Source organism: Pleomorphochaeta naphthae (genome assembly GCF_055396005.1).
Window position 1 is genome coordinate 1,078,925 of sequence record NZ_AP042457.1, and the last position, 20,543, is coordinate 1,099,467.

Annotated in this window: 22 protein-coding genes and 4 tRNA genes; 9 read left to right on the forward strand and 17 right to left on the reverse strand. The window is 28.9% G+C overall.

What is annotated here, in order from left to right; translation table 11 throughout:
- Position 1 precedes the first annotated feature (1 nt).
- Genes ACZ5SO_RS04925 through ACZ5SO_RS04940 form a run of 4 tightly spaced genes read right to left on the reverse strand, consistent with a single transcriptional unit; the run spans position 2 to position 4,057 of the window.
- The gene (locus ACZ5SO_RS04925) at positions 2–826 is read right to left on the reverse strand and encodes a carbohydrate ABC transporter permease (RefSeq protein ID WP_464627204.1); all 825 of its coding nucleotides are present in this window, start codon (positions 824–826) and stop codon (positions 2–4) included.
- Positions 819–1,688, reverse strand: coding sequence for a carbohydrate ABC transporter permease (locus ACZ5SO_RS04930; protein ID WP_464627205.1), 870 nt, complete (start codon positions 1,686–1,688; stop codon positions 819–821). Before ACZ5SO_RS04930 ends, ACZ5SO_RS04925 begins: the two co-directional genes overlap by 8 nt.
- A 51-nt stretch (positions 1,689–1,739) precedes the next feature.
- Positions 1,740–3,026: an ABC transporter substrate-binding protein gene (locus tag ACZ5SO_RS04935; protein WP_464627207.1), complete on the reverse strand. Its 1,287-nt coding sequence runs from the start codon at positions 3,024–3,026 to the stop codon at positions 1,740–1,742.
- Between the two features lie 20 nt (positions 3,027–3,046).
- Positions 3,047–4,057, reverse strand: a complete 1,011-nt coding sequence (locus ACZ5SO_RS04940) for a LacI family DNA-binding transcriptional regulator (protein ID WP_464627209.1) — start codon at positions 4,055–4,057, stop codon at positions 3,047–3,049.
- A 333-nt stretch (positions 4,058–4,390) separates the two neighbouring features.
- Between ACZ5SO_RS04940 and ACZ5SO_RS04945 the strand changes: the two genes are divergently transcribed.
- The 4 genes from ACZ5SO_RS04945 (at position 4,391) to ACZ5SO_RS04960 (ending at position 6,093) form a co-directional block, all read left to right on the forward strand.
- Positions 4,391–4,463, forward strand: a tRNA-Pro gene (locus tag ACZ5SO_RS04945).
- A gap of 72 nt (positions 4,464–4,535) precedes the next feature.
- Positions 4,536–4,608 (forward strand) — tRNA-Pro (locus tag ACZ5SO_RS04950).
- Positions 4,609–4,780: 172 nt separating this feature from the next.
- Complete coding sequence (locus ACZ5SO_RS04955; protein ID WP_464627210.1) at positions 4,781–5,176, forward strand: transposase; 396 nt, start codon at positions 4,781–4,783, stop codon at positions 5,174–5,176.
- Positions 5,176–6,093, forward strand: coding sequence for an IS3 family transposase (locus ACZ5SO_RS04960; protein ID WP_464627831.1), 918 nt, complete (start codon positions 5,176–5,178; stop codon positions 6,091–6,093). Before ACZ5SO_RS04955 ends, ACZ5SO_RS04960 begins: the two co-directional genes overlap by 1 nt.
- 63 nt (positions 6,094–6,156) lie before the next feature.
- Here ACZ5SO_RS04960 and ACZ5SO_RS04965 read toward each other — a convergent pair whose 3' ends face one another.
- A complete protein-coding gene (locus ACZ5SO_RS04965; RefSeq protein WP_464627211.1) occupies positions 6,157–6,672 on the reverse strand; it encodes a GNAT family N-acetyltransferase in 516 nt (171 codons plus the stop codon).
- 116 nt (positions 6,673–6,788) lie between these two features.
- Here ACZ5SO_RS04965 and ACZ5SO_RS04970 point away from each other — a divergent pair, with 116 nt between their 5' ends.
- The 3 genes from ACZ5SO_RS04970 (at position 6,789) to ACZ5SO_RS04980 (ending at position 7,802) form a co-directional block, all read left to right on the forward strand.
- Positions 6,789–7,325, forward strand: coding sequence for a hypothetical protein (locus tag ACZ5SO_RS04970; RefSeq protein WP_464627213.1), 537 nt, complete (start codon positions 6,789–6,791; stop codon positions 7,323–7,325).
- A gap of 156 nt (positions 7,326–7,481) precedes the next feature.
- A tRNA-Arg gene (locus ACZ5SO_RS04975) sits at positions 7,482–7,555 on the forward strand.
- Positions 7,556–7,728: 173 nt separating this feature from the next.
- Positions 7,729–7,802, forward strand: a tRNA-Arg gene (locus tag ACZ5SO_RS04980).
- Between the two features lie 130 nt (positions 7,803–7,932).
- Here the strand turns inward: ACZ5SO_RS04980 and ACZ5SO_RS04985 are convergent.
- The 3 genes from ACZ5SO_RS04985 to ACZ5SO_RS04995 form a co-directional block, all read right to left on the reverse strand.
- Positions 7,933–8,355 (reverse strand): hypothetical protein, encoded by a 423-nt coding sequence (locus ACZ5SO_RS04985; protein WP_464627215.1) that lies wholly within the window; start codon positions 8,353–8,355, stop codon positions 7,933–7,935.
- A 101-nt stretch (positions 8,356–8,456) separates the two neighbouring features.
- A complete protein-coding gene (locus tag ACZ5SO_RS04990) occupies positions 8,457–9,164 on the reverse strand; it encodes an MTAP family purine nucleoside phosphorylase (protein ID WP_464627216.1) in 708 nt (235 codons plus the stop codon).
- Positions 9,161–10,195, reverse strand: coding sequence for a translation initiation factor eIF-2B alpha/beta/delta subunit family protein (locus ACZ5SO_RS04995; RefSeq protein ID WP_464627217.1), 1,035 nt, complete (start codon positions 10,193–10,195; stop codon positions 9,161–9,163). Before ACZ5SO_RS04995 ends, ACZ5SO_RS04990 begins: the two co-directional genes overlap by 4 nt.
- Before the next feature lie 278 nt (positions 10,196–10,473).
- Here ACZ5SO_RS04995 and ACZ5SO_RS05000 point away from each other — a divergent pair, with 278 nt between their 5' ends.
- The gene (locus ACZ5SO_RS05000) at positions 10,474–11,754 is read left to right on the forward strand and encodes an FKBP-type peptidyl-prolyl cis-trans isomerase N-terminal domain-containing protein (protein WP_464627219.1); all 1,281 of its coding nucleotides are present in this window, start codon (positions 10,474–10,476) and stop codon (positions 11,752–11,754) included.
- Positions 11,755–11,828: 74 nt separating this feature from the next.
- On the opposite strand, the gene ACZ5SO_RS05005 is transcribed toward ACZ5SO_RS05000, so the two are convergent.
- The 4 genes from ACZ5SO_RS05005 to cysK all read right to left on the reverse strand — a co-directional run bounded on the left by ACZ5SO_RS05005 (position 11,829) and on the right by cysK (position 15,377).
- On the reverse strand, positions 11,829–12,893 hold the full coding sequence (locus ACZ5SO_RS05005) for a GGDEF domain-containing protein (RefSeq protein WP_464627220.1): 1,065 nt from the start codon (positions 12,891–12,893) through the stop codon (positions 11,829–11,831).
- 34 nt (positions 12,894–12,927) lie between these two features.
- Positions 12,928–13,569, reverse strand: coding sequence for a cytidylate kinase-like family protein (locus ACZ5SO_RS05010; protein ID WP_464627222.1), 642 nt, complete (start codon positions 13,567–13,569; stop codon positions 12,928–12,930).
- Between the two features lie 144 nt (positions 13,570–13,713).
- Complete coding sequence (locus tag ACZ5SO_RS05015; protein WP_464627223.1) at positions 13,714–14,463, reverse strand: DNA-3-methyladenine glycosylase family protein; 750 nt, start codon at positions 14,461–14,463, stop codon at positions 13,714–13,716.
- Positions 14,464–14,465: 2 nt separating this feature from the next.
- A complete protein-coding gene (gene cysK, locus ACZ5SO_RS05020; protein ID WP_464627224.1) occupies positions 14,466–15,377 on the reverse strand; it encodes a cysteine synthase A in 912 nt (303 codons plus the stop codon).
- A 171-nt stretch (positions 15,378–15,548) separates the two neighbouring features.
- On the opposite strand from cysK, the gene ACZ5SO_RS05025 reads away from it, so the two are divergent.
- Positions 15,549–15,959: a hypothetical protein gene (locus tag ACZ5SO_RS05025; RefSeq protein ID WP_464627225.1), complete on the forward strand. Its 411-nt coding sequence runs from the start codon at positions 15,549–15,551 to the stop codon at positions 15,957–15,959.
- Here the strand turns inward: ACZ5SO_RS05025 and ACZ5SO_RS05030 are convergent.
- Genes ACZ5SO_RS05030 through ACZ5SO_RS05050 form a run of 5 tightly spaced genes read right to left on the reverse strand, consistent with a single transcriptional unit; the run spans position 15,956 to position 20,503 of the window.
- Positions 15,956–16,498: a DJ-1 family glyoxalase III gene (locus ACZ5SO_RS05030; protein WP_464627226.1), complete on the reverse strand. Its 543-nt coding sequence runs from the start codon at positions 16,496–16,498 to the stop codon at positions 15,956–15,958. The two genes, ACZ5SO_RS05025 and ACZ5SO_RS05030, sit on opposite strands and share 4 nt — an antisense overlap.
- Before the next feature lie 3 nt (positions 16,499–16,501).
- The gene (locus ACZ5SO_RS05035; protein WP_464627227.1) at positions 16,502–17,551 is read right to left on the reverse strand and encodes a 3-deoxy-7-phosphoheptulonate synthase; all 1,050 of its coding nucleotides are present in this window, start codon (positions 17,549–17,551) and stop codon (positions 16,502–16,504) included.
- A 9-nt stretch (positions 17,552–17,560) separates the two neighbouring features.
- A complete protein-coding gene (locus tag ACZ5SO_RS05040) occupies positions 17,561–19,396 on the reverse strand; it encodes an AMP-binding protein (protein WP_464627228.1) in 1,836 nt (611 codons plus the stop codon).
- Entirely contained in the window at positions 19,383–20,171 is a 789-nt protein-coding gene (locus ACZ5SO_RS05045; protein ID WP_464627229.1) for an MBL fold metallo-hydrolase, read from the reverse strand. The genes ACZ5SO_RS05040 and ACZ5SO_RS05045 overlap by 14 nt, the downstream gene beginning before the upstream one ends.
- Complete coding sequence (locus tag ACZ5SO_RS05050; protein WP_464627230.1) at positions 20,171–20,503, reverse strand: arsenate reductase family protein; 333 nt, start codon at positions 20,501–20,503, stop codon at positions 20,171–20,173. The genes ACZ5SO_RS05045 and ACZ5SO_RS05050 overlap by 1 nt, the downstream gene beginning before the upstream one ends.
- Between the last annotated feature and the right edge of the window lie 40 nt (positions 20,504–20,543).

Consider the following 20,543-nt stretch of genomic DNA (forward strand, 5'->3'; position numbering starts at 1 on the left):
GCTACCCCTTGATGCCTGACATTGCTATTCCTTGAACAATTTGTTTTCGGAAAATAACATAAAATATAAATTGTGGTATCGAAGCTATTACAGCTCCAGATAATATTAATGCGTATTGAGTTCCATGAGTTCCTTGGAAGTTTGCTATACCTACTGTAATTGTATATTTAGCGGTATCATTAATTGCTATTAATGGCCATAAAAAATCATTCCAACAATTTATAAAGGATAAAATTGTAACGGTTGCTAAAGCGGCTCCACCTAAGGGTAATATTATTGATCTAAATACTTTAAATCGTGAGGCTCCATCCATAAATGCCGATTCTTCAAGGGCATCAGGGATTCCTTCAAAAAATTGTTTTAAGATAAAAACTCCAATGGGTAAAGATATTCTAGGAAGAACAACTGACAATAAATTATTAATCAAATTATAACTGTTAAATTGTAAATATAATGGAATTACTAAAACTTGAAACGGTACCATCATCCCAGCCATAACTAACCAAAATAAGAAAGTTTTACCTTTGAATTTGATTTTTGCAAAAGCATAAGCTATTGGTGCGTCGACAATTAAAGTTAAAGCCATTGCTAAAAATGAAACATATAAACTATTTAACAACCATCTTATTATGTATGTTGAAGTAAAAGCTTTAACATAATTAATTAAAGTTGGTTTTGTAGGTAAAAAATGAAATTGCTTAGATACTAAATCTGTTTCGTTATGCAAAGATGTAATTACCATCCAAATAAGAGGGAAGACCCATATTAAAAGAATAAAAATCTCAATAAATCTTAATATATAATATTTGGAAGTTTTTTTATTCATTTTTACTTCCTCCTATTTTACTTAGGATTAGTGAGCATATCATGATGATAAAAAATAATATGTAGCTCATTGCAGCAGAATAACCCATTTTAAAATATTGAAATCCTGTTTCATATATGTATTGGATAAGCACTCTAGTTGAACCATAAGGTCCACCACCTGTCATTACGTATACTTGTCCAAAGACATTAAAAGAAGCTATAACTTGGAGAATTAAACATAATGCAATTGTAGGTTTTAATAAAGGTATTGTAATACTTTTTATCTGTTGTATATATGTAGCTCCATCTATCTGTGCTGATTCATAAACTTCTTTTGAAATTTGTCTCATTCCAGCTGACATTAAAATCATATTAAAACCTGCGGTCCACCAAAAAGTAGCAAAACACACTGACCACATAGCCCAAGTTGTATCTGTAAGCCAACCTATTGGTTCTATATTGAAATATGATATTACATGGTTTATTAGACCGTATTGCTTTTGAAATAGCCAAGCCCATAATGTTGATATTACTGTCATAGAAAAAATGTATGGAATGAAAAAAATATTCTCTCCTAAATTCTTAAAGGGGGATTTTGAATTTACAAATAATGCCATTATAAAACCTAATACTAACAAAACTGGTGTTGTTATTATTACGAATTGTAAAGTATGTAATAAAGAAGAATAAAATGTCTGATCTTTAAATAAGTTAATGTAATTTTGAAATCCCAAAAACTTTTTAGTTGATAGGATATCCCATTTAAAAAAACTTATGTAAAAACCGTTAAGTAATGGATAGAGCATAAATAAAATAAATACTAACATAAATGGGGATGCAAAAATCAATCCATCTCTGTTATCTTTATTTCCCGGTATCATAGAGGCCTCCCTTAAGAGAAAGTGGGAGATGCCTCCCACTCTCGTTTTAATTTAGTTATAAGTTGAAAGAATATTGTTCACTCTATCTTCCATATCAGCTAGAGCTTGTTTAGGATCTGAGTTCTTAGCAACAGCATATTCTAACATGTCCGATAATGTTGAATATATTTCATCCCAACCAGCTGCATTAGGTGGAACTACAGAATTTGCAGCTGCTCCTGAATAATCGCTTCTATATGGGAGAGCCTTGAAAGCTTCACTATTTTGTACTGATGTTCTTATTGGTATATGTCCTGCTTTAGCCCACATTTCTCCATGACCTGTAATCCAAAGCATACATTCTAGGATTGCCTCTACATGTTCCATATCATTTGCTTTGTTTTTAGGAATTGCTAAAGTATGGCTACCTGTCCAAGCCGCTGGCTTTCCAACTAAACCTGGTAAAGGAACAGCAACAAAATCTAAATCTTCTTGACTTTCAAAGGTTCCTGTTGCCCAAACACCGTTGAAATGAAATGCTGCTTCACCTAACTTAAATGAGTTAACTGATGTATCGTAGTCTAAACCTTCTGGTGTCACTCCATATTTATTAACCATATCTTGCAAAGCTTTCAATGCTACAACACCTTTTTCATTGTTGAAGGCTGCAGCCTTATTATCGTCAGATAACATTTGTCCACCTTGTTGATACATCATTGAGAAAAATAGTCTAGTTAAAGTATAAGCTTTATAAACAGCTGTGGTATTATCACAAGCTATACCCATTTTACCTGTTTTGTTTTGTACAGCTATAGCAGCATCAATTAGCTCATCATAATTGGTGGGAATCTCATTAATTCCTGCTTCCATTAACAAGCTTTTATTAACATACATAATTATAGGATGAACATCTAAAGGTAGAGCATACAATTTTCCATCAACTTTACAAGCATCTAAAGGTGCTTGAATAAAATCATCTATTGGAGCATTAATATCTTCTAAATAATCATCTAAAGCTAATAATTGTCCACTAGGTATGTAGTTTTTTAAATTAGCTTGGTGCAATACTATAAGATCGGGTGCATTTCCCGCTGCTAGAGCTGCGGTTAATTTAGTATAATAATTATCGAATTTAACAGTATCTGTCTTCATTTGTATATCTGTGTGGGTATTATTAAATTCATCAATAATAGCATTAAAAAATTCTCCATCCCCACCAGTAAATAAAGACCAAAATGTAACTGTTATTGGTCCTTCTTTTTTGCTTGATGAATCAGATTCTTTAGTACCACTTGCAAAAATTACGCTTGTACTAAACATTACTACTAATAATGTAAGTAAAATTTTCTTGATTTTCATGACTCCTCCTTAATTATAATTCATGAATTTCTTTTTGGTGATGATTCTCTAAAAATTAATCTAGTTTTAAGTTGCTTTGTAACATATTCTAAATTTGAATCTTCGATATGTTTCATTAGTTCATGTGTGGCTTCACAACCTAGTGAAAATTTTGGAACATCTACAGTGCTAATACTAGGTTGCATAAATTGAGATATTTTCAAATTATCAAAACCAAAAACCTCTATATCTTCTGGAACTTCCAAGTTATTTTCTTTTAATGATTTTAAAACCCCCATAGCAACTAAATCATTAAAACAACAAATTGCTGTAAATTTTAATCCTTTATTTAAAGCTTTATTTGTCGCAGCATATCCATCTTCTATATGACCATAAGTATTAATTATATAATTATCATCAACGTCAATTTTGTTTTCTTTTAAAACGTCTTTATAACCTTCTAGTCTTTCATTAGTATTACTTACATTTTTAGGCCCTCTTAAATATAATATTTTAGTATGACCCTTCTTAATTAAATGCTTAACAACTTTTTTTTGAGAAACATAGTCTTGATGCAGAATAGAATGATTTTCTACACCTTCTGCTATCCTACCTAAAAATAAATAAGGTATGTTCATTCGCATATATAATTTTCTTATAACTTCATCCTTTAAGACTGGAACAATTAACAATCCATCAACATGCCTACTACAAAATAATCTAATATATTCTTTCTCTTCTTCAGGTTTTTCACCTGTATTAACAAGTAAAATATTATACCCATAATTTTTAGCTGTGGTTTCTATTCCCCTGACAACTTCTGCAAAAAATGGGTTTGAAGAATCTGAAGTGATTACTCCAATAATTTTTGAATGCTTTAATCTCATGCTAGATGCTAAAGAATTATTTATATATCCAAGCCTATCTGCTGTTTCACATATAAGATTAACTGTTTTATCACTTAGTTTTGGATCTTTCCTCAAAGCTCTTGATACTGTATTTATGGAAAAACCTGTTGCTTTCGCTATATCTTTCATCAATACTGTTCTCATAAGATTAATATAGCATAAATTAATCCAATTAGCAAGAATAAAAATTAGATAATTACTTACTGTAAAAGAAATTATTAGGATTAACGTTAATCCTATTATACATTTTAAGTCATATTTTTTTTAGAAAATGTCCATTATCTTTTAATTTATTTTCTTGTAAGAAAGTTAAAAATTTTTATTTTCATATAAAGTATTTTTTACTCCTCAATTATCAAAAATTATATTATTTCATTACTAGGAAAATAAATGTTTAAACTAATGGATAAGATTTTAAATTTTTTTTAAATTTCATATTGACCTTTATGAGCACAAATGTTAATCTCTCATTCGTTACGGGATGTCGCCTAGCGGCTATGGCGCTTGCTTTGGGAGCAAGATATCGAAGGTTCGAGTCCTTTCATCCCGATAAGCACTCTTCTTTTTTGAGTGCTCTTTTTATGGTATAAATAATCTTATAGATTAGTACCTTTTTTATAAACGGGATGTCGCCTAGCGGCTATGGCGCTTGCTTTGGGAGCAAGATATCGAAGGTTCGAGTCCTTTCATCCCGATAAATTAAGCTACCTAATTTGGTAGCTTTTTTTTGTATTTTTAATTTTAAAGTATAAATTAAATATTAAAATAGTCTTCTTTTGTAATTGAATAGTGACTGATATGCCCCCATTTAAGTTGACACTTAGAAGTTAACTGCACCTCCTCTAGTTTACAGCTAGAGGAGAATCTATGAAAAAGAAAAAAAGAAAGCACCAAACGGTTAGTAATAAGCTTAACGCTATTACAAAATACCTAACTAATGAAGCAACTATTGCTGACTTAGCAAGAGAGTATGAAGTTGAATATCCAACAATACTAAAATGGGTAAATGAAAGAAATGACATCCTTGTTAAATGTAAGGATTCTGTTAAACTGTATTCACAAACTATTGGAGATTCAAAAGCTCTAATGGAGGTTGAATATATGGCAAAGAAAATTATTGATAGTGATGATTTAATAAAAGAGAATCTTAAGTTAAAGAAAGAGCATGAATGGGATAAGCATAAAATAGCTTACCTAGAAAGTATGTTAGAGCTTAATGGAATTGATCCTAATAAGTATCGTAAAAAAAAAGAGAACAAATAATCCTTTTTGCATTAACTAACAAAGATGTTAACAATATCACAATACTTTGCGCTATTGCTAATATTTCACGTGAAGCTTACTATAAATATTTAAGGAATAAAGATAAAGAAAATTTAAATAATCAAATACTTGAAGTTATTAGATCAGTTCAAAAAGAAACCTCATATGCAATTGGTCATAGACCTATGAAAGAAGTTGTAAATGAAGTCTTAAATATAAAAGTTGGAGAAGGTCGAATTCTTCGTTTAATGAAGGAAAACAACCTGTTATCGCATGTTAGAGTGAAAAAATGGACACCGTTGCAGTATAAAAGAAGAAAAGAAATGAAAGTGGGTAAACCTAAAGATTTACTTAAACAAAACTTCTTTAGTGGTACACCAAGAAAAAAGTTTGTTGTTGATATTACTTATTTATATTACTTAGAGAAGATGTATTATTTAAACACAATTATGGATTTATTTAATAGAGAAGTAGTCGCTTGGAGAATTAGTGATAGTCCTAATAGTGAACTATGTGTGAACACATTATTAGATCTTTCAAGCAAATATGATTTAAATGATTGCATAATTCATAGTGATGCAGGTACTAGCTATGTAAATAATAGTTATATGGATTTAATGGAAAAGCTTAATGTTAGAATGAGTGTTTCTGTTGGAAATTGTTATGACAATGCAGCAGAAGAATCTCTAAATTCAATAATAAAAACAGAGGCTTTTTATACAGAATTTGGAAAGAAAAATTTTAAAAATCGACAAGTTAGAGCTGAATTAGTTATAGCAAAAACACGATGGTTTATCCCTTGGTATAATTCAGTTAGAAAGAAAAAAGGATTTAATTGGCAAACTCCAATAGAAAGATTAGAGAAAAATCCTAAAGGAACTTTGCCAATTATTTATAACCCAGAATTGACACTATAATAAATAGTGCTAAAATACTAAAAACAGTTGTAAACTATTTAGGAAGCAGTGGCTCCTAAAGTGTCAACTAAATTGGATGCAGACCAGACTATAATCTGCAACTTTATTATTTATTTTTTCATTTTTTACAACAGATTTTAGTCTCATATGGCATTTTTTCATAACAGTGGCTGAAGCATCGTTACCTTTTTCATGGATTCCAATAATTTCATCTATATTTAGTTTTTTAAACATATAATCGATAAACGATTGTAAAGCTTCACTCATGTAGCCCATATTCCAATACTTTCTGTTTAAAACGTAACCAAATGTAGCTTTATTATTTTCAAGCAATCTGATATCAATGCACCCAATAACTTTTTCCTCAGTTTTTAATACAATGGCATAAATCCCAGGTTTCATTAGATAATCTTTTATGGTTGCAATAGTTTGGTCTATAGTAGAATGAGCTTTCCAAGTTAGATATTTTACTGTTTCTTCATCACTTGAGTATTCAAATACACTTTCGCTATCCTCTACCCTAAATGGTCTAAAATATAATCTTTTTGACTCTAATTTTTCTACAAATAATCTTTCCATAAATAACCTCATCTAATTTTAAATGATTATATTTTATTTTGTCCATATATTCAAATTTACCTTGACTACTTTAATCAATATAAATATATTTATTGCAGGATTTAGGAGATAAATACATGAAGACAAAAATAATTAAAGGTCTAACAACCTTCATAATTACAACAAGTATTATGGCAGCAACGACATTAAATTTTGCCACACCTCAAAACACTTCTAATGACAGTATCTTAAATATATCAAACAAGACCCCAAATAGCAAATATTACGGGTCTTATATTATTACTGATAAAACAGTCAATAAATATGTTCAAGATTATTTGTCAAAGAGAAAAATTGATATTAATGATCAATCTTTTAAAGATGAATATAATTTAATATTATCATCATTAAAAAATAATCAAATTCTACAAGAAGATTTACTTGGAGATTTGATTTATACAATTTTAGATAATAAATTAATTGTTCAAGATATTACAGGTGGGGAAAGTTTTGTAATGGATTATGAAATTAAAAACAACATTTTATATGGTAAAGTTTATAATTTCAGTGAGGAAATGGCTCTTGGTCATTTTGAAGATAACGGCAATTATTTAATTGTAAAAGCTCCTCGTGATAAAGATACTTCAATTTATCTTGAGCATACTAATAGTTAAATTGTTTTATCTTTTTAGGTTTATATGTTTTCCAATATATAAAGCACTAAAATTAAGTTTTTTTCAAAATATTTAAACTTTTTTTTAAAAAATACTTGAAAAGAATTAAATAATATCGTATAAACACAATCGCGAGTTACAAAGTAACTTGCTAATGCGCCAGTAGCTCAGCTGGATAGAGCAACTGCCTTCTAAGCAGTAGGTCATAGGTTCGACTCCTATCTGGCGTATTTTTAATTTGAGATTCCTAATTTTAGGAATCTTTTTTATTTTTAAGTTTTACGTTTCTTATATTAGCTATAATAACACACTGTGATTCAGTAAGTTTTTTTAAAAAAATACTTGAAAATAATTTAATAATATCGTATAAACACAATCGCGAGTTACAAAGTAACTTGCTAATGCGCTAGTAGCTCAGCTGGATAGAGCAACTGCCTTCTAAGCAGTAGGTCATAGGTTCGACTCCTATCTGGCGTATTTTTTATTTGAGATTCCTAATTTTTAGGAATCTTTTTTTAAGTTATTTCCTTTAATTTAAACCTTCTTGTTAGGTATAGAAAAGCCGCTTAAATTTTATTAAGCGGCTACGTTATTTTTTAAAGTTTAGTTATTCAGTTTGTTTATTTTGAGAATCAGGCTCAACTAAAGTTGCTTCGACCTTTACACTCTCTTCTTGATGGTTCTCAGGTTTAGGGCCTTTGTCTGTTTTTTTATGGCTAGCTACTTTTTGTGTTTTCAAATTTGCATCCATAACTGTATTTGATTTACTAGATACATGTAAATAACATGATAATATTAATAATAAGATTGAGCTAACGATTAAGTTCCCTCCTAAAATTAAAAACATTACAGATATAGATGAAATAGCTAGACTTAAATTGTTTATACTTAAACTCATTGTAAAGCCTTCTGCATAGTGTTGGATACTTACAGGAGTTAAGGCTTGCCTAAAACTCATAATTACTAATGAAACACCAAACACAAATAAAATACAGCTAAACACTAAACTCACAATTGATCCTTTCTTCATATCTTTTCACCTTCTTATATATAATTTCTTTTTTAATAATACTAAATTTTTCTCATAATTCAATAACTAATTAGTGTAGAATTGTGAAGAAAATTTGTAGCCTAACTTATTTGAGAATATGATTTAATACAAAAGGAAATTAAAGCTTGAGCTATTTTTCCTATTGCTTGATCATCGATAAACGTTACTTTGTCATGATTTACACCACTTGCCCAATTTATACTATATGCTAGAGCAACGAATTTAATTTTTGCTTCATTCATAAGTGCAAATTCAGGACAACCTGTCATACCAACAAAATCTGCTCCAAAATGTTCAAACATTCTTATTTCAGCAGGAGTTTCAAGTCTTGGTCCATCAGTACATATATAAACACCTCCATCAGATAATGGAAAATTACATATCGAAGCTTCTTTCTTTAACTTGACTTTAAGGTCTAAATCGAATGGATTACTCATTTCTACATGAAATACATCATTTACTGTAGCAAAAGATGATTCTCTTTTCCCTTTTGTAAAATCTATGAAATCTTCTATGATTGTTACTGCCCCTGGCAATAACTTCTTGCTTATTGATCCTACCGCATAAATGCCGACACATTTATCAACATCTAAAAGTCTTAGAGCTTCTATATTTGCTCTGTAATTAATTAAATGAGGCGGTATATCATGATTTGGTCCGTGTCGTAATATTATAATTATATCATTATCTTTTATATAATTTGCTTTGCCATATTTAGTAGATATTTCGTAAATTTTAGAATTTGGAAATAATTCATCTATTCCTGTTCCACCTATAATTGCTTTCAATTAAACACTCCTCTAATTTGGTTTGGTTTAAAAATACCTTTTGGTGTTACTATATTTGTAACTAAAGAACTTTCAATTATATCAAAGGCTGGATATAAAGCTTTGATGTCTTTGTCACTAATAAATTTATCATCTATCTTCAATAACTCAAGGCCATCTCTATATTCCATTTGTATATCATCTGATGTACTTTTTGTGGTATCTGGTGCCATAGCGAAAGCTGTATAAGGGATATTATAATATTTAGCACATATAGCATTTTGATTAGTTCCTATTTTGTTTACTACAGTTCCATCCATACATACTAAATCTGCTGCAGTCATATAGTGCTTAATCATGTTTTTATGCATAAAATATGACCCCATTCCATCGCTTATAATTTTGACAGGAATTAACATCTCCTTTAAACTTGGGGCTGTTAAACGTGATCCTTGAAAATATGGCCTGGTTTCATTTACTAAAACTGATACTTTTTTACCCTCTTGCATAGCAAAATATAAAGATAATATAAAACTGTGCTCAGCAAAACATGTTGTTAATATTGTATCTTCATCTTTTATTAGAGATGAACCCAATTTACCCATTTTATAATAAGTATCATTTTTTTCTTCTTCAATCTTATCTATGATTTCATTTATTTCAATGATCAAATCAGTTTGATTAAATGTTGGATCTATAAATCTATTTTTCATTAAATTTAAAACTCTATGAACACTTCTTTTCATAGTGGTGTTTGTAACTCTTGCTCTAACTATATATGAGATTTCTCTTTCTAAACTATCGTAGGAAAATTCGATTCTCTTTCTTTCCATTTGACTTGCGATATATCTAAAAGCAGTTAAAGCAACTTGTAATGGCCCACCACCTTGAGTTATCATTTGTTTTAAAGCATCCCCAATTTGTTGACAAGAATTGCACTCAACAAAGCTTTTTTCACTTGGGAAAGCCTTTCGATTGCCTATGTAAAATGTAGAGTCCTTAAAATGACAAATGTTATAAGGTTGCAACAAATATGGTAATCTAATACTCACTATTACTCCTTTTTGAAATATTTTATCACAGTCTCTTAAAAAAAGAAATCTAAATATTTGTTATATTCCTTTCCGACAGTTCCTTATTAAAAATAAATCATAATTCTACATAAATAATAATTTTTATGTTAAAATCTTGCAATAGAGGAAATTAAAAATATTTTTAAAGTATCAAAGGTTGAATTAAAATAAGTTTGTATTTGACTATTTTCCTTTCTTGTCCTAAAGTTAAAGGGATTCTAAATGTTTAAAAACAAAATAAGGAAGATTACAAACTTATGAAAATTAAAAAATTATCTTTAATTACTATTATTTGTGCTTTAAGTGTTCTTTTTGTAGCACCTAATGTATTTGCTAGTGGCACAAACGAAGTAAAGGCCTCTGAAACATTAGCTATGATTCAGAATATTGACAAAACAGACGATACTTATTTATTTGATGTATTAACTGACTCAGCTGAATTAACTGTATCGATTGATAAATATAATGTAAAAACTATCTATAATATAGACTCTTATTCTATTGGTGATTATGTAAGTTTTGACAATTTAGATGTTAATGCTGATCAAATAACCAGCAATAATATTAGACTTATTACTCCATATGTAACTTCTGGCTCAATTTCTTTTGTGCCTATCGAAGCTCAATTTGATATTCCAGATGATGACTATGGTTTTGATAACGTTCTTGAACATGGTTTTAATTATGCTTATGGTTATTCATTGATGCAAAGTTTCAATACACAAGGTTTATTTGTAAATGCAAACTACTTTGTTCGTGGTATTCTTGATGTAATTTCTATTGATACTGAGGATTTCTTTACTATTGATGAACTACAAGGTTTTGTACAAGACTATAATACAAAATTCCAAGACCCTGAGATTGAAAAAAAGAGTGATAATGGTTCTGTGACTCCTCTTGAAGAAATTAATAACTTAGATAAACCTACTGATTTAGATGATCAATTTGCTTATGCTTATGGTTACTTAATTGCTGCTCAATTTGTTACTTCAGGAATTCCTGTTGATAATTACTACTTCACTCAAGGTATTTTAGATTCAGCTTATAATCTAGATTCTCAAATGTCTCAATATCAAATGGAAAATGCGATGAGAGATTTTGAAAAAGAATATACTGCAAAACAAGAAGAATATTTAGCTCAGCTTAAAGCTACTAATTTAAATGATGCTGAAACTTTCTTAGAAGCTAATAAATCTCAAAGTGGAGTTATTACTTTAGATTCTGGTGTTCAATATAGAGTTTTAAAAGAAGGTGAAGGTGAAAATCCTACTGCCGATTCTACTGTTACTCTAGATTATGAATTATCTCTATTAGACGGTAGTGTTATTGATAGTTCTTTTGAAAGAGGTACTCCTGCAACATTTAGTTTAACTCAAGTTATTTCAGGATTTAGTGAAGCTGTTATGCAAATGAAACCAGGTTCTTCTATTATAGCTTGGTTACCACCTGCTGTTGGATACGGTGAAGATGGAAATCAAAATATTGAACCTAATTCATTGTTAATATTCAAAATTGACTTAATTTCTATTAATGAATAATATTTTTTAAATCAAAAAAACTTGGAATTCGTATTGTCTTCCAAGTTTTTTTATATCTATTAAATATAATTAATTTAATCTTCTACTTTAAAAATCTGATTTTTACCAGCTTTTTTTGAGTTATATAATGCGATATCTAATTGTTTATAAAGAATATTAAAATCATCTTCATTATTTATTACTTTATATGTATATCCTGCACTAGTTGTCATTTTCAAATTTGCATGTGTTACAAATGAGATTTCTTCCAATTCTCTACAAGATGTTTTAAATTTTTTTAAGCAATAGTCCATTGGATCTTGATTATTAATAATTATAAATTCATCGCCTCCAATTCTAAATACATTATTAATACCGAAATTTGATTGTAATATTTTAGCAAAGTTTACTATAAATAAATCCCCTATATCGTGACCATATAAATCATTAACTTCTTTAAAATTATCTATATCAGTTAATAATATAAAAAAAACCTGACCACTATATTTCTCTATTTCATATAATAAGCCTCGTCTATTTTTACATCCACTGAGTTGATCGATTGTTGATAAAATTTCTAATTCTTTATTGGCTTTCTTAAGAAAAAAATTATCCACTATGCTCTTTGAGAATATAATATATCTGTCTATCGATATTGCTAACAAAACTAAGTGAAAACATACTATATTAATTATAAAGGGATAAGACAAATCATTAAAATGGCCAAAGGATAATAATAATATCGTAAAATTTACTAAATTATAAACAATACTCTCTTTTGGAGTTGATATTAAAAAACATGCAATAGCACTGATGTTTATTAAGTAAACATAGGGACATATATCTAAAAAGGAATCTAGGATTGCGATAATGATTCCCCAAAAAGAAAATATATATATGGCAAAATTTATTACTATTTTTTGCATTGAATAATTTGTTTGGAATTGCTTTTGTGTCAAATATGAAAATATAAAGCTTAATATAAATAGTGATATATATGAATATTTATAATAATTTGGAAGCTTTATAAAAAATGAGAATAAAATCATAAAAGCTTCCATGACCATAACAACATATATCAATTTATGGATTCTTGTTGAATTAATTCTATTTATTTCATGTTGAACCTTTTCATCAATTTTTTTTTCAAAGAAGTGCATCAATAAAGTCCTTTAGGAAACTAGTTTGAGTTTTTTAATTACGGCGCATTCTATCAAATTCAATAATATAGTCTGCTGTTTTTGATACTCCTAATATTGAAGAATCAATACTCAAATCATAATTATTAGCTACACCCCATTTCCTATCAGTGAAATAATTATAATAATGTGCCCTAGTTCTATCATTCTTTTGACATTCACTTATAGCTTTCTTTTCAGGTACTTTATAAAGATTTATAGCCCTTTCACATCTAACATCTAAAGGAGAATGGATGAAAATTGATAATAGTCTATTTTTTTCTTCTCTTAAAACGTAATCAGCACATCGTCCTACTATAACACATGGCCCTTTTTTTGCAATCTCTCTAATTGCATCACATTGTATCAAAAAGATTCTATCATTTATTGGCAAATCAGGTAATCCTAGATTACTAGTTGCCATGGGAAAAGCCCCAAATGGATTAGAACCTGCCATTAAAGATTGAAAAAATGAACTAGCAGCTTTTTCATCAACATTCTCGATTAAAGCCTCATTTAAGCCACTATCTTTTGCAACTAAAGAAATTAACTCTTTATCATAAAATGGTATGTCTAGCTTTTTTGCTATTTCACTACCTACTCTCCTGCCAGCACTTCCATATTGCCTGCCAATTGTGTAAATTGTTCCTGATTTCATATAACCTCCATGAATTTATGTAACTTAATTATACCATATCAAAATATTTGATACAATTTATTATTTTTATTAATCTAATTTCTTAGCTTCTTCAAAATAGAACTCTCTCATAATTCTATTTTTTTTAAAAGTTATTAAGATAATTTAAATATCATTTAAATAACCTAATCTCGCATAATGAAATAAATATTGCTGTGCAAGTCCCGCATATGGATAGAAAATTTTTTCATCTTTACCCTCAAATTTTAGTTTCATAATTTTTTTAATCCAAACATCTTTAGGGAATGAATTTAATTGATGTAAAGCAAAAAGCCTTATACATGCACTAACTTTAGGTCCTATTCCTTTTATAGATTGTAATACTTTATCACTCTTTTCTTCATCCATCTTATCAATTGTTAAGATTAAATCGGATTGTTGAATTGCATCTAAAATATATGGAGCTCTAAATCCTACTTTCATATCTCTTAAATCACTTTCACTTAGATGTTTTAAATCTTCTGGTCTAGGGAAAGTAAAATATCCCTTTTCAACTTCTTTTCCAAAATTTCTGCAGAAACTATCATATAATCCTTCTATTCGCTTTATATTGTTATTTTGGCTTAATATAAAGCCTATGACAGTTTCCCATAAATCTTGATTCAATATATGTATTTCATTACATTGATCCACAGCTTTTTCTAAAAAATTGTCCATTTTTTTTATTTCTTCTAAAGCTGTTTTATAGTCATAATCCATATCTAAATAATGAATTAAAAAAGGATCTTTTATATTACTTTGTTGATTTATTCTATATACTTGATTATTTAAAACAGCAACAAAATTACCATTTTCTCTTCTCCAGCAAAAGCTTTGGCCACAAAATAGTGTATTTTCTAAATCAAAATTAAACATAATTATTCCTTAAATAAGTCTGTTGATAAATATCTCTCTCCACTATCTGGAAAGATAACTACAATATTTTTATTTTCAGTTTTCTTTGCAACTTCTAAGGCAGCACTTAAAGCAGCTCCTGACGAAATTCCAACTAGTAAGGCTTCTTCTCTAGATAATCTTCTACTTGTTTCTATAGCCTCTTCATCCTTTACTTGAACAATTTCATCTACTAATTTGGAATCATATAGACTAGGAATAAATCCCGCTCCTATGCCTTGTATTTTATGTGGTGCAGCTTCTCCATGTGATAATACAGGAGAATTATAAGGTTCAACTGCTATTATTTTGATGTTTTTATTTTGTTCTTTAAAATATTTTGCACATCCTGTTATCGTTCCTCCTGACCCAACTGCTGAAATAAAGATGTCAACTTTTTTATTCAAATCTTTATATATTTCTCTAGCTGTAGTCATATAATGTGCTAATGCATTATCACTATTTTCAAACTGTGAAGGCATAAAACTATTTTTATTATTTTTTACTATTTCTTTTGCTTTTTCAATTGAACCATTCATCCCTTTTTCTGCAGGAGTTAGAACAATTTCAGCTCCTAAAGCTTTTAAAAGCATTCGTCTCTCTACACTCATAGATTCAGGCATTACTAATGTACATTTGTACCCTCTTAATACAGAAATATATGCTAAGCCAATTCCAGTATTTCCACTTGTTGGCTCAACAATTAAACTATTTTTTTGTAATAGTCCTTTTTTTTCTGCTTCATTAATCATAAATAAGGCTGCTCTATCTTTTATGCTTGATAGAGGATTCATAGATTCCACTTTTGCCCAAATAGTATTTGATGTATTATTAATTTTGTTTATTCTAACTAATGGAGTATTACCAATAGCTTCTACTATATTATTATATAACATAAATTCTCCTACAACTTTATTTGATTTATATGATATTTTTATTAAAAATGTAACAAAATTGTTTTTTTTCTGTTAATAAATTCTTACCCCTTTTCAAAAAAGGTATATAGGATTATTATAAATCGAATTTAAAGTTTATAATATAAGTTTTTTATATATAAAGGAAAAATAATGAAATTTAATAAAGAATCTAAGGAGTTTAAAGAATTTTCAAATGTAGTAAATAATGAACTTGGTGATGTATGCATTGAAAATATTATTAAACAACTTAATACGCATAAATATTTTTTAGGTCAAAAATTAGGTAGATCTCCTAGCATGGAAGAAACTATAGAATCTTATAAAGATGATATTTTTTTACCTGTTTGTAATTTAATTAAAAATTGGGAATTTGACATTGCCTTCAAAAAAAAGCAACGTGAATGTCTATACTTCTCTTTTTTAGAACATCTTTATCTTAGAAGAAAAGAGCAACCATCTCTAACTATAGAAACAGTTGCTCATGACTTTTGTTTAAATTTTGGAGATAATAAACGTGGTAGAATTCTTGTTAATCTCTTGTTAAAATGTAAGGCTTGTTAACGAGCTAAGAAACTCTTTTTTACTTCTTCCATCTTTTCTTTGCCTAAGACTTCCTTTACTATAGTTAAGGCAAATTCTTCAGCAACTCCAGGGCCTTGTGCTGTTATTATCTTACCATCAACTACACATCTTTTTTTATGAGTGAAGTTTATGGTTGGTGCTATTTTTTCCATCGATGGGTAACAGGTTGCTTCTTTACCATCTAATATACCTGTATTCGCTAAAACTACTGCAGGAGCTGCACACAAAGCACAAACGAAGCCTGTTTGAGAAATTGTTATTACTCTTTTAACAACTTCAAAACTATTTGCTAAATTTGTACTTCCAGGCATTCCCCCTGGTAAAACTATTAAATCATAGCTTTCTTTAGCTTCAGATATTTCGATATCGCAAACTACTTTAACATTATGTGCACTAGTAATTTGGATATTTCCCACACCAGCTACTATTACTTCTATTCCACTTCTTCTTAAAATATCAATTGGCACTATTGCTTCTGTCTCTTCAAATCCTTCGGCCAAACAAACTAATGCTTTCATATCTTAATCACTCCCTTTTAATTTTTCATATGCACTTAACAACATATTTTCTGTATCGTCAATTGAAATACATTCATCAGTTACACTTACTCCGTATTTCAATGAATTTAAATCTCCAACTATTTTTTGGCAACCAGCTTCAATATTACTTTCTAACATAAAGCCTCTAATACTCTTTTCTCCAAAATTTATCTGTTCAATTACACTTCTCAAAACTCTTCTTTGTCTATAAGCTTTCTTACCACTATTAGCATGTGAACAATCAATTATAATTGAAGGATTTAACCCATTTTGAATAAGACTTTCTCTAGCTTCTTCAACTTTTTCATCATAATAATTTGGACCGTTATTACCACCTCTAAGAATTAAATGACCTAATTCATTTCCTTTAGTCCTTATAACAGACATATTTCCAAATCTATCAACACCGATGAAAGCCGCAGGTAATGAAGCACTTTTTATAGCATTAATTGCATTAAAGATATTACCATTAGTACTATTTTTAAATCCCACTGCTACAGATAAGCCGCTTGAAAGGTTTCTGTGAGTTTGACTTTCAGTAGTCCTAGCTCCAATAGCTGACCAGCTCATTAATTCATCTATGTATTGGGGAACAACTGGATCTAATACTTCACAACCAACTGGCAACCCTAATTTAATTATATCTATAAGTAAGGTTCTAGCCATTATCAAACCTTTTTCAATATTATATGAACCATCTAAATCAGGATCAATAATTAAGCCTTTCCACCCTCCAACTGTTCTCGGTTTTTCAAAATAAGTTCTCATAACTACATAAATTTTATCATTAATCTTATCACTTATCTTTTTTAATCTTTTAGCATAGTCCATTGCAGCTTTTGGATCATGGATTGAACAGGGGCCCACTATTGCTAAAATCCTATCATCCTTATTTAATATTATATTATTTACAATATCTCTGCTAATCTCAATTTGTTTTTCAACTTCAGCTGTTGTTGGGATCTTTTCTTGCAACTCTTTAGATGTTACTAAAGGTTCATAACTTTTAATTCTTATATCAGTGTTGCGCATAAAATTTATCTATTCCTTTTTTTCATTATCGTTATCTGTTGTGGTTTTATCTTTTTTCTTTCTATCCAAATATAAGAATCTCTTAATTTTTTGTGTAGGAGTTCTTTGGAATGGCTCATCTTGTAAAGTTACTTCATGAATTTTACTAAAAGAATTAAGTTCTTTATTTATATCTCTCTTTAATTTATTAATATATTCTAAAGCAGCTTGTTTACTATCTTCGAATGATAGTTTAGTAATCTTAGCAAAAGATTCATAATCAATCTTAATCAATGCAACTAAACTTGTTCCTTCAGGAACGACTAAAGTTTCTTCAACAAATTCTTGATTATTAAAAATACTTTCAATAGCTTCAGGGTAAATGTTTTCACCACCAGAGCCTAAAATCATTGTCTTTGATCTACCTTTTAATGCTAATCTTTTCTTTTCAATTAAACCTAAATCACCTGTTTTAAAATATCCATCTTCAGTAAATACTTCTTTATTAAGTTCATCATTTTTATAATAGCCTTTCATAACTCCAGGACCTTTTACAGCAATTTCTCCTATTCCTGTTTTTGGATCCTTATTAATTAATTTATAATCTACATGTGAAACTAATTTTCCTATATAACCTCTTTTGTGGTCTCTTTTTTTTGTTCCACAAGCTGCTATTAATGGGCTTGTTTCTGTTAAACCATAGCCTATAGCATATGGAAATTTTGCTCTATATAAGAAGTCTTCAACTTCTTTATCTAAAGGCGCTCCGCCTAAGCCAAAAAATTTAACTCTACCACCAAACTTAACTTTTAACTTAGCTCCTATGAGTTTACATACTGAGTTTCTTGTTATGGGGTTCTTCATAAGTTTTTGAAGTGTTTTGTTTTTATTAATTGTTGGTATAACGGCACTTCTATATATTTTTTCCATTAATAATGGTACTGACAAAAGAATTTGTGGTTTTATCTTATTAAGAGCAGGAATTAATACACTTGGGGCTGGTGGTCTGCCTAAGAAAATTATCTGAGCTCCATTCATCATCATTAACAATTGACCTTCTGTAAACTCATAAACATGGGCGACAGGAAGAATTGATAAAAATTTATCTCTAGGTGTAATATGAACATAAGCATCAGATGAAATATCGGCATTCCAAACTAAGTTTCTATGGGTTAACATAACACCTTTACTTGTGCCTGTTGTTCCGCTTGTATATATAATTGAAGCAATATCATCCTCTTCAACTTTTATTTCATTTAAGATTTGATTTTCCTTCATTCTTCGCTTATATACTTTAATATCAATACCAGCTGCTTCAGTAAAATCTTTTTTATTACTAACTTCTTTAATTATTTTCTCAGGTATATGAAATAAATCATCTAATCGAATAACTAATTGTGAATTCTCTAAGCAAAAATCTTTTACTTTTTCAAATTGTTTTGAATTGATAAAGATTGATTTTGCTTCGCTATGAGTCAAAATTTTAGTTACTTCACTTTTGGAGAATTCAGGAAGTATAGGAACTGCTATAGCACCAAGTGTAGTAATTGAAAAATATGATATCATCCAATTTGGTGAAGATTCACCAAAAATGGCAAGTTTATCTCCCTTTTTAATACCTTTTGATATTAAAAAAAATCTTATATTTTGAACTATATAATTAAATTTTCCATAAGTTATAAACTCATCATCCCCATATATACTCATAAAGGGTCTTTTAAAATTACGACTTACAGTACATCTCAATAGTGAGTTCATTGTGTATTCATCAACACAACGCATTTTTAACCCATCAGAGCGTTTGATAGATTGACATTTTTTATATGTCATAATTTCCATGTGTTTAGGCCTTTTATTTTTCATCATTACCCATCCCCATAATATTTACTAGTTTTCCTCTAGGACAAACAACTATCTGTGGTCCGTTCAATTTATCACAAAATATTTGTTTAACTAAGTCTATATCATTATTTTTTGCTGACAAATGTATCAAATATAATAATTCACCATTAAACTCATTTTTCACGACAAAATCTAAAGCTTGATCATTAGATAAATGCCCCCAATCTCCACTAACTCTTTTTTTAAGTCTATAAGGATAAGGTCCTTTTAATAGCATATCTTCATCATAATTCGATTCTAAGAATAATGCATTACTTTTTTTTGCATATTCTCCCATTTGTTCAGTAGTCTTTCCAGTGTCAGTTATTAAAGTGATTTTTTCATCATTGTTCTCAATAAAATAACCGACACTACCTCCACTATCGTGATGTGTTTTGAAAGCTGTTATTTTGAAATTTCCAATATTATATTCTTTATCAACTTCAATCGTATTAAGATTTTTTTGTGGTAAATTTAATTTTTCAAAAACTACAGATTCTTTTTCTATAGCTTTAGAGTTTATATATAAAGGTATTGAAGCCTTTGAAGATGTAACTTTTAATCCATGAGAGTGATCAGGATGAAAATGGGTTAAAAATATTGCTTTAATGCTTGATAATGGAACTTTGACCTCATTTAATTTTTTCTTAAACTGAATAAAAGAATAACCTTGATCTATCAAAATCGAGGTTGTTCCATCATAAAATACATAACTATTTCCGCAAGAACCTGAGCCTAAAACAGCGTGATATAATTTCATTAATTACTCCATTCTATTAAAGTTTTTAGGTCAAAACCTTTCTTTACTCTATTTTTATCTCTTATTATTGGAGTAATAAGTAAATCACTATTTTCCATCAATTCTTCTTTTGCATCAAATACCATATAACTAAAGCCTTTTTTCTTATAATAAGGCGAATTTTTGTTTATTAAATCTTCAGCATCATATTTAGAAAAAATGCTATCCCATTCTCTCTTTGATAAATCTCTTTCTTTTAAATCTACAAATTGAAAATCAATACCACGTTCTTTTAATGCCCTAATTGCTTTTTGGGTTTCTTTACACTTCTTAACACCGATTATTTGAATCATATATTCCTCTGACGTGTTTTATTTTAATAAATGAATTAGT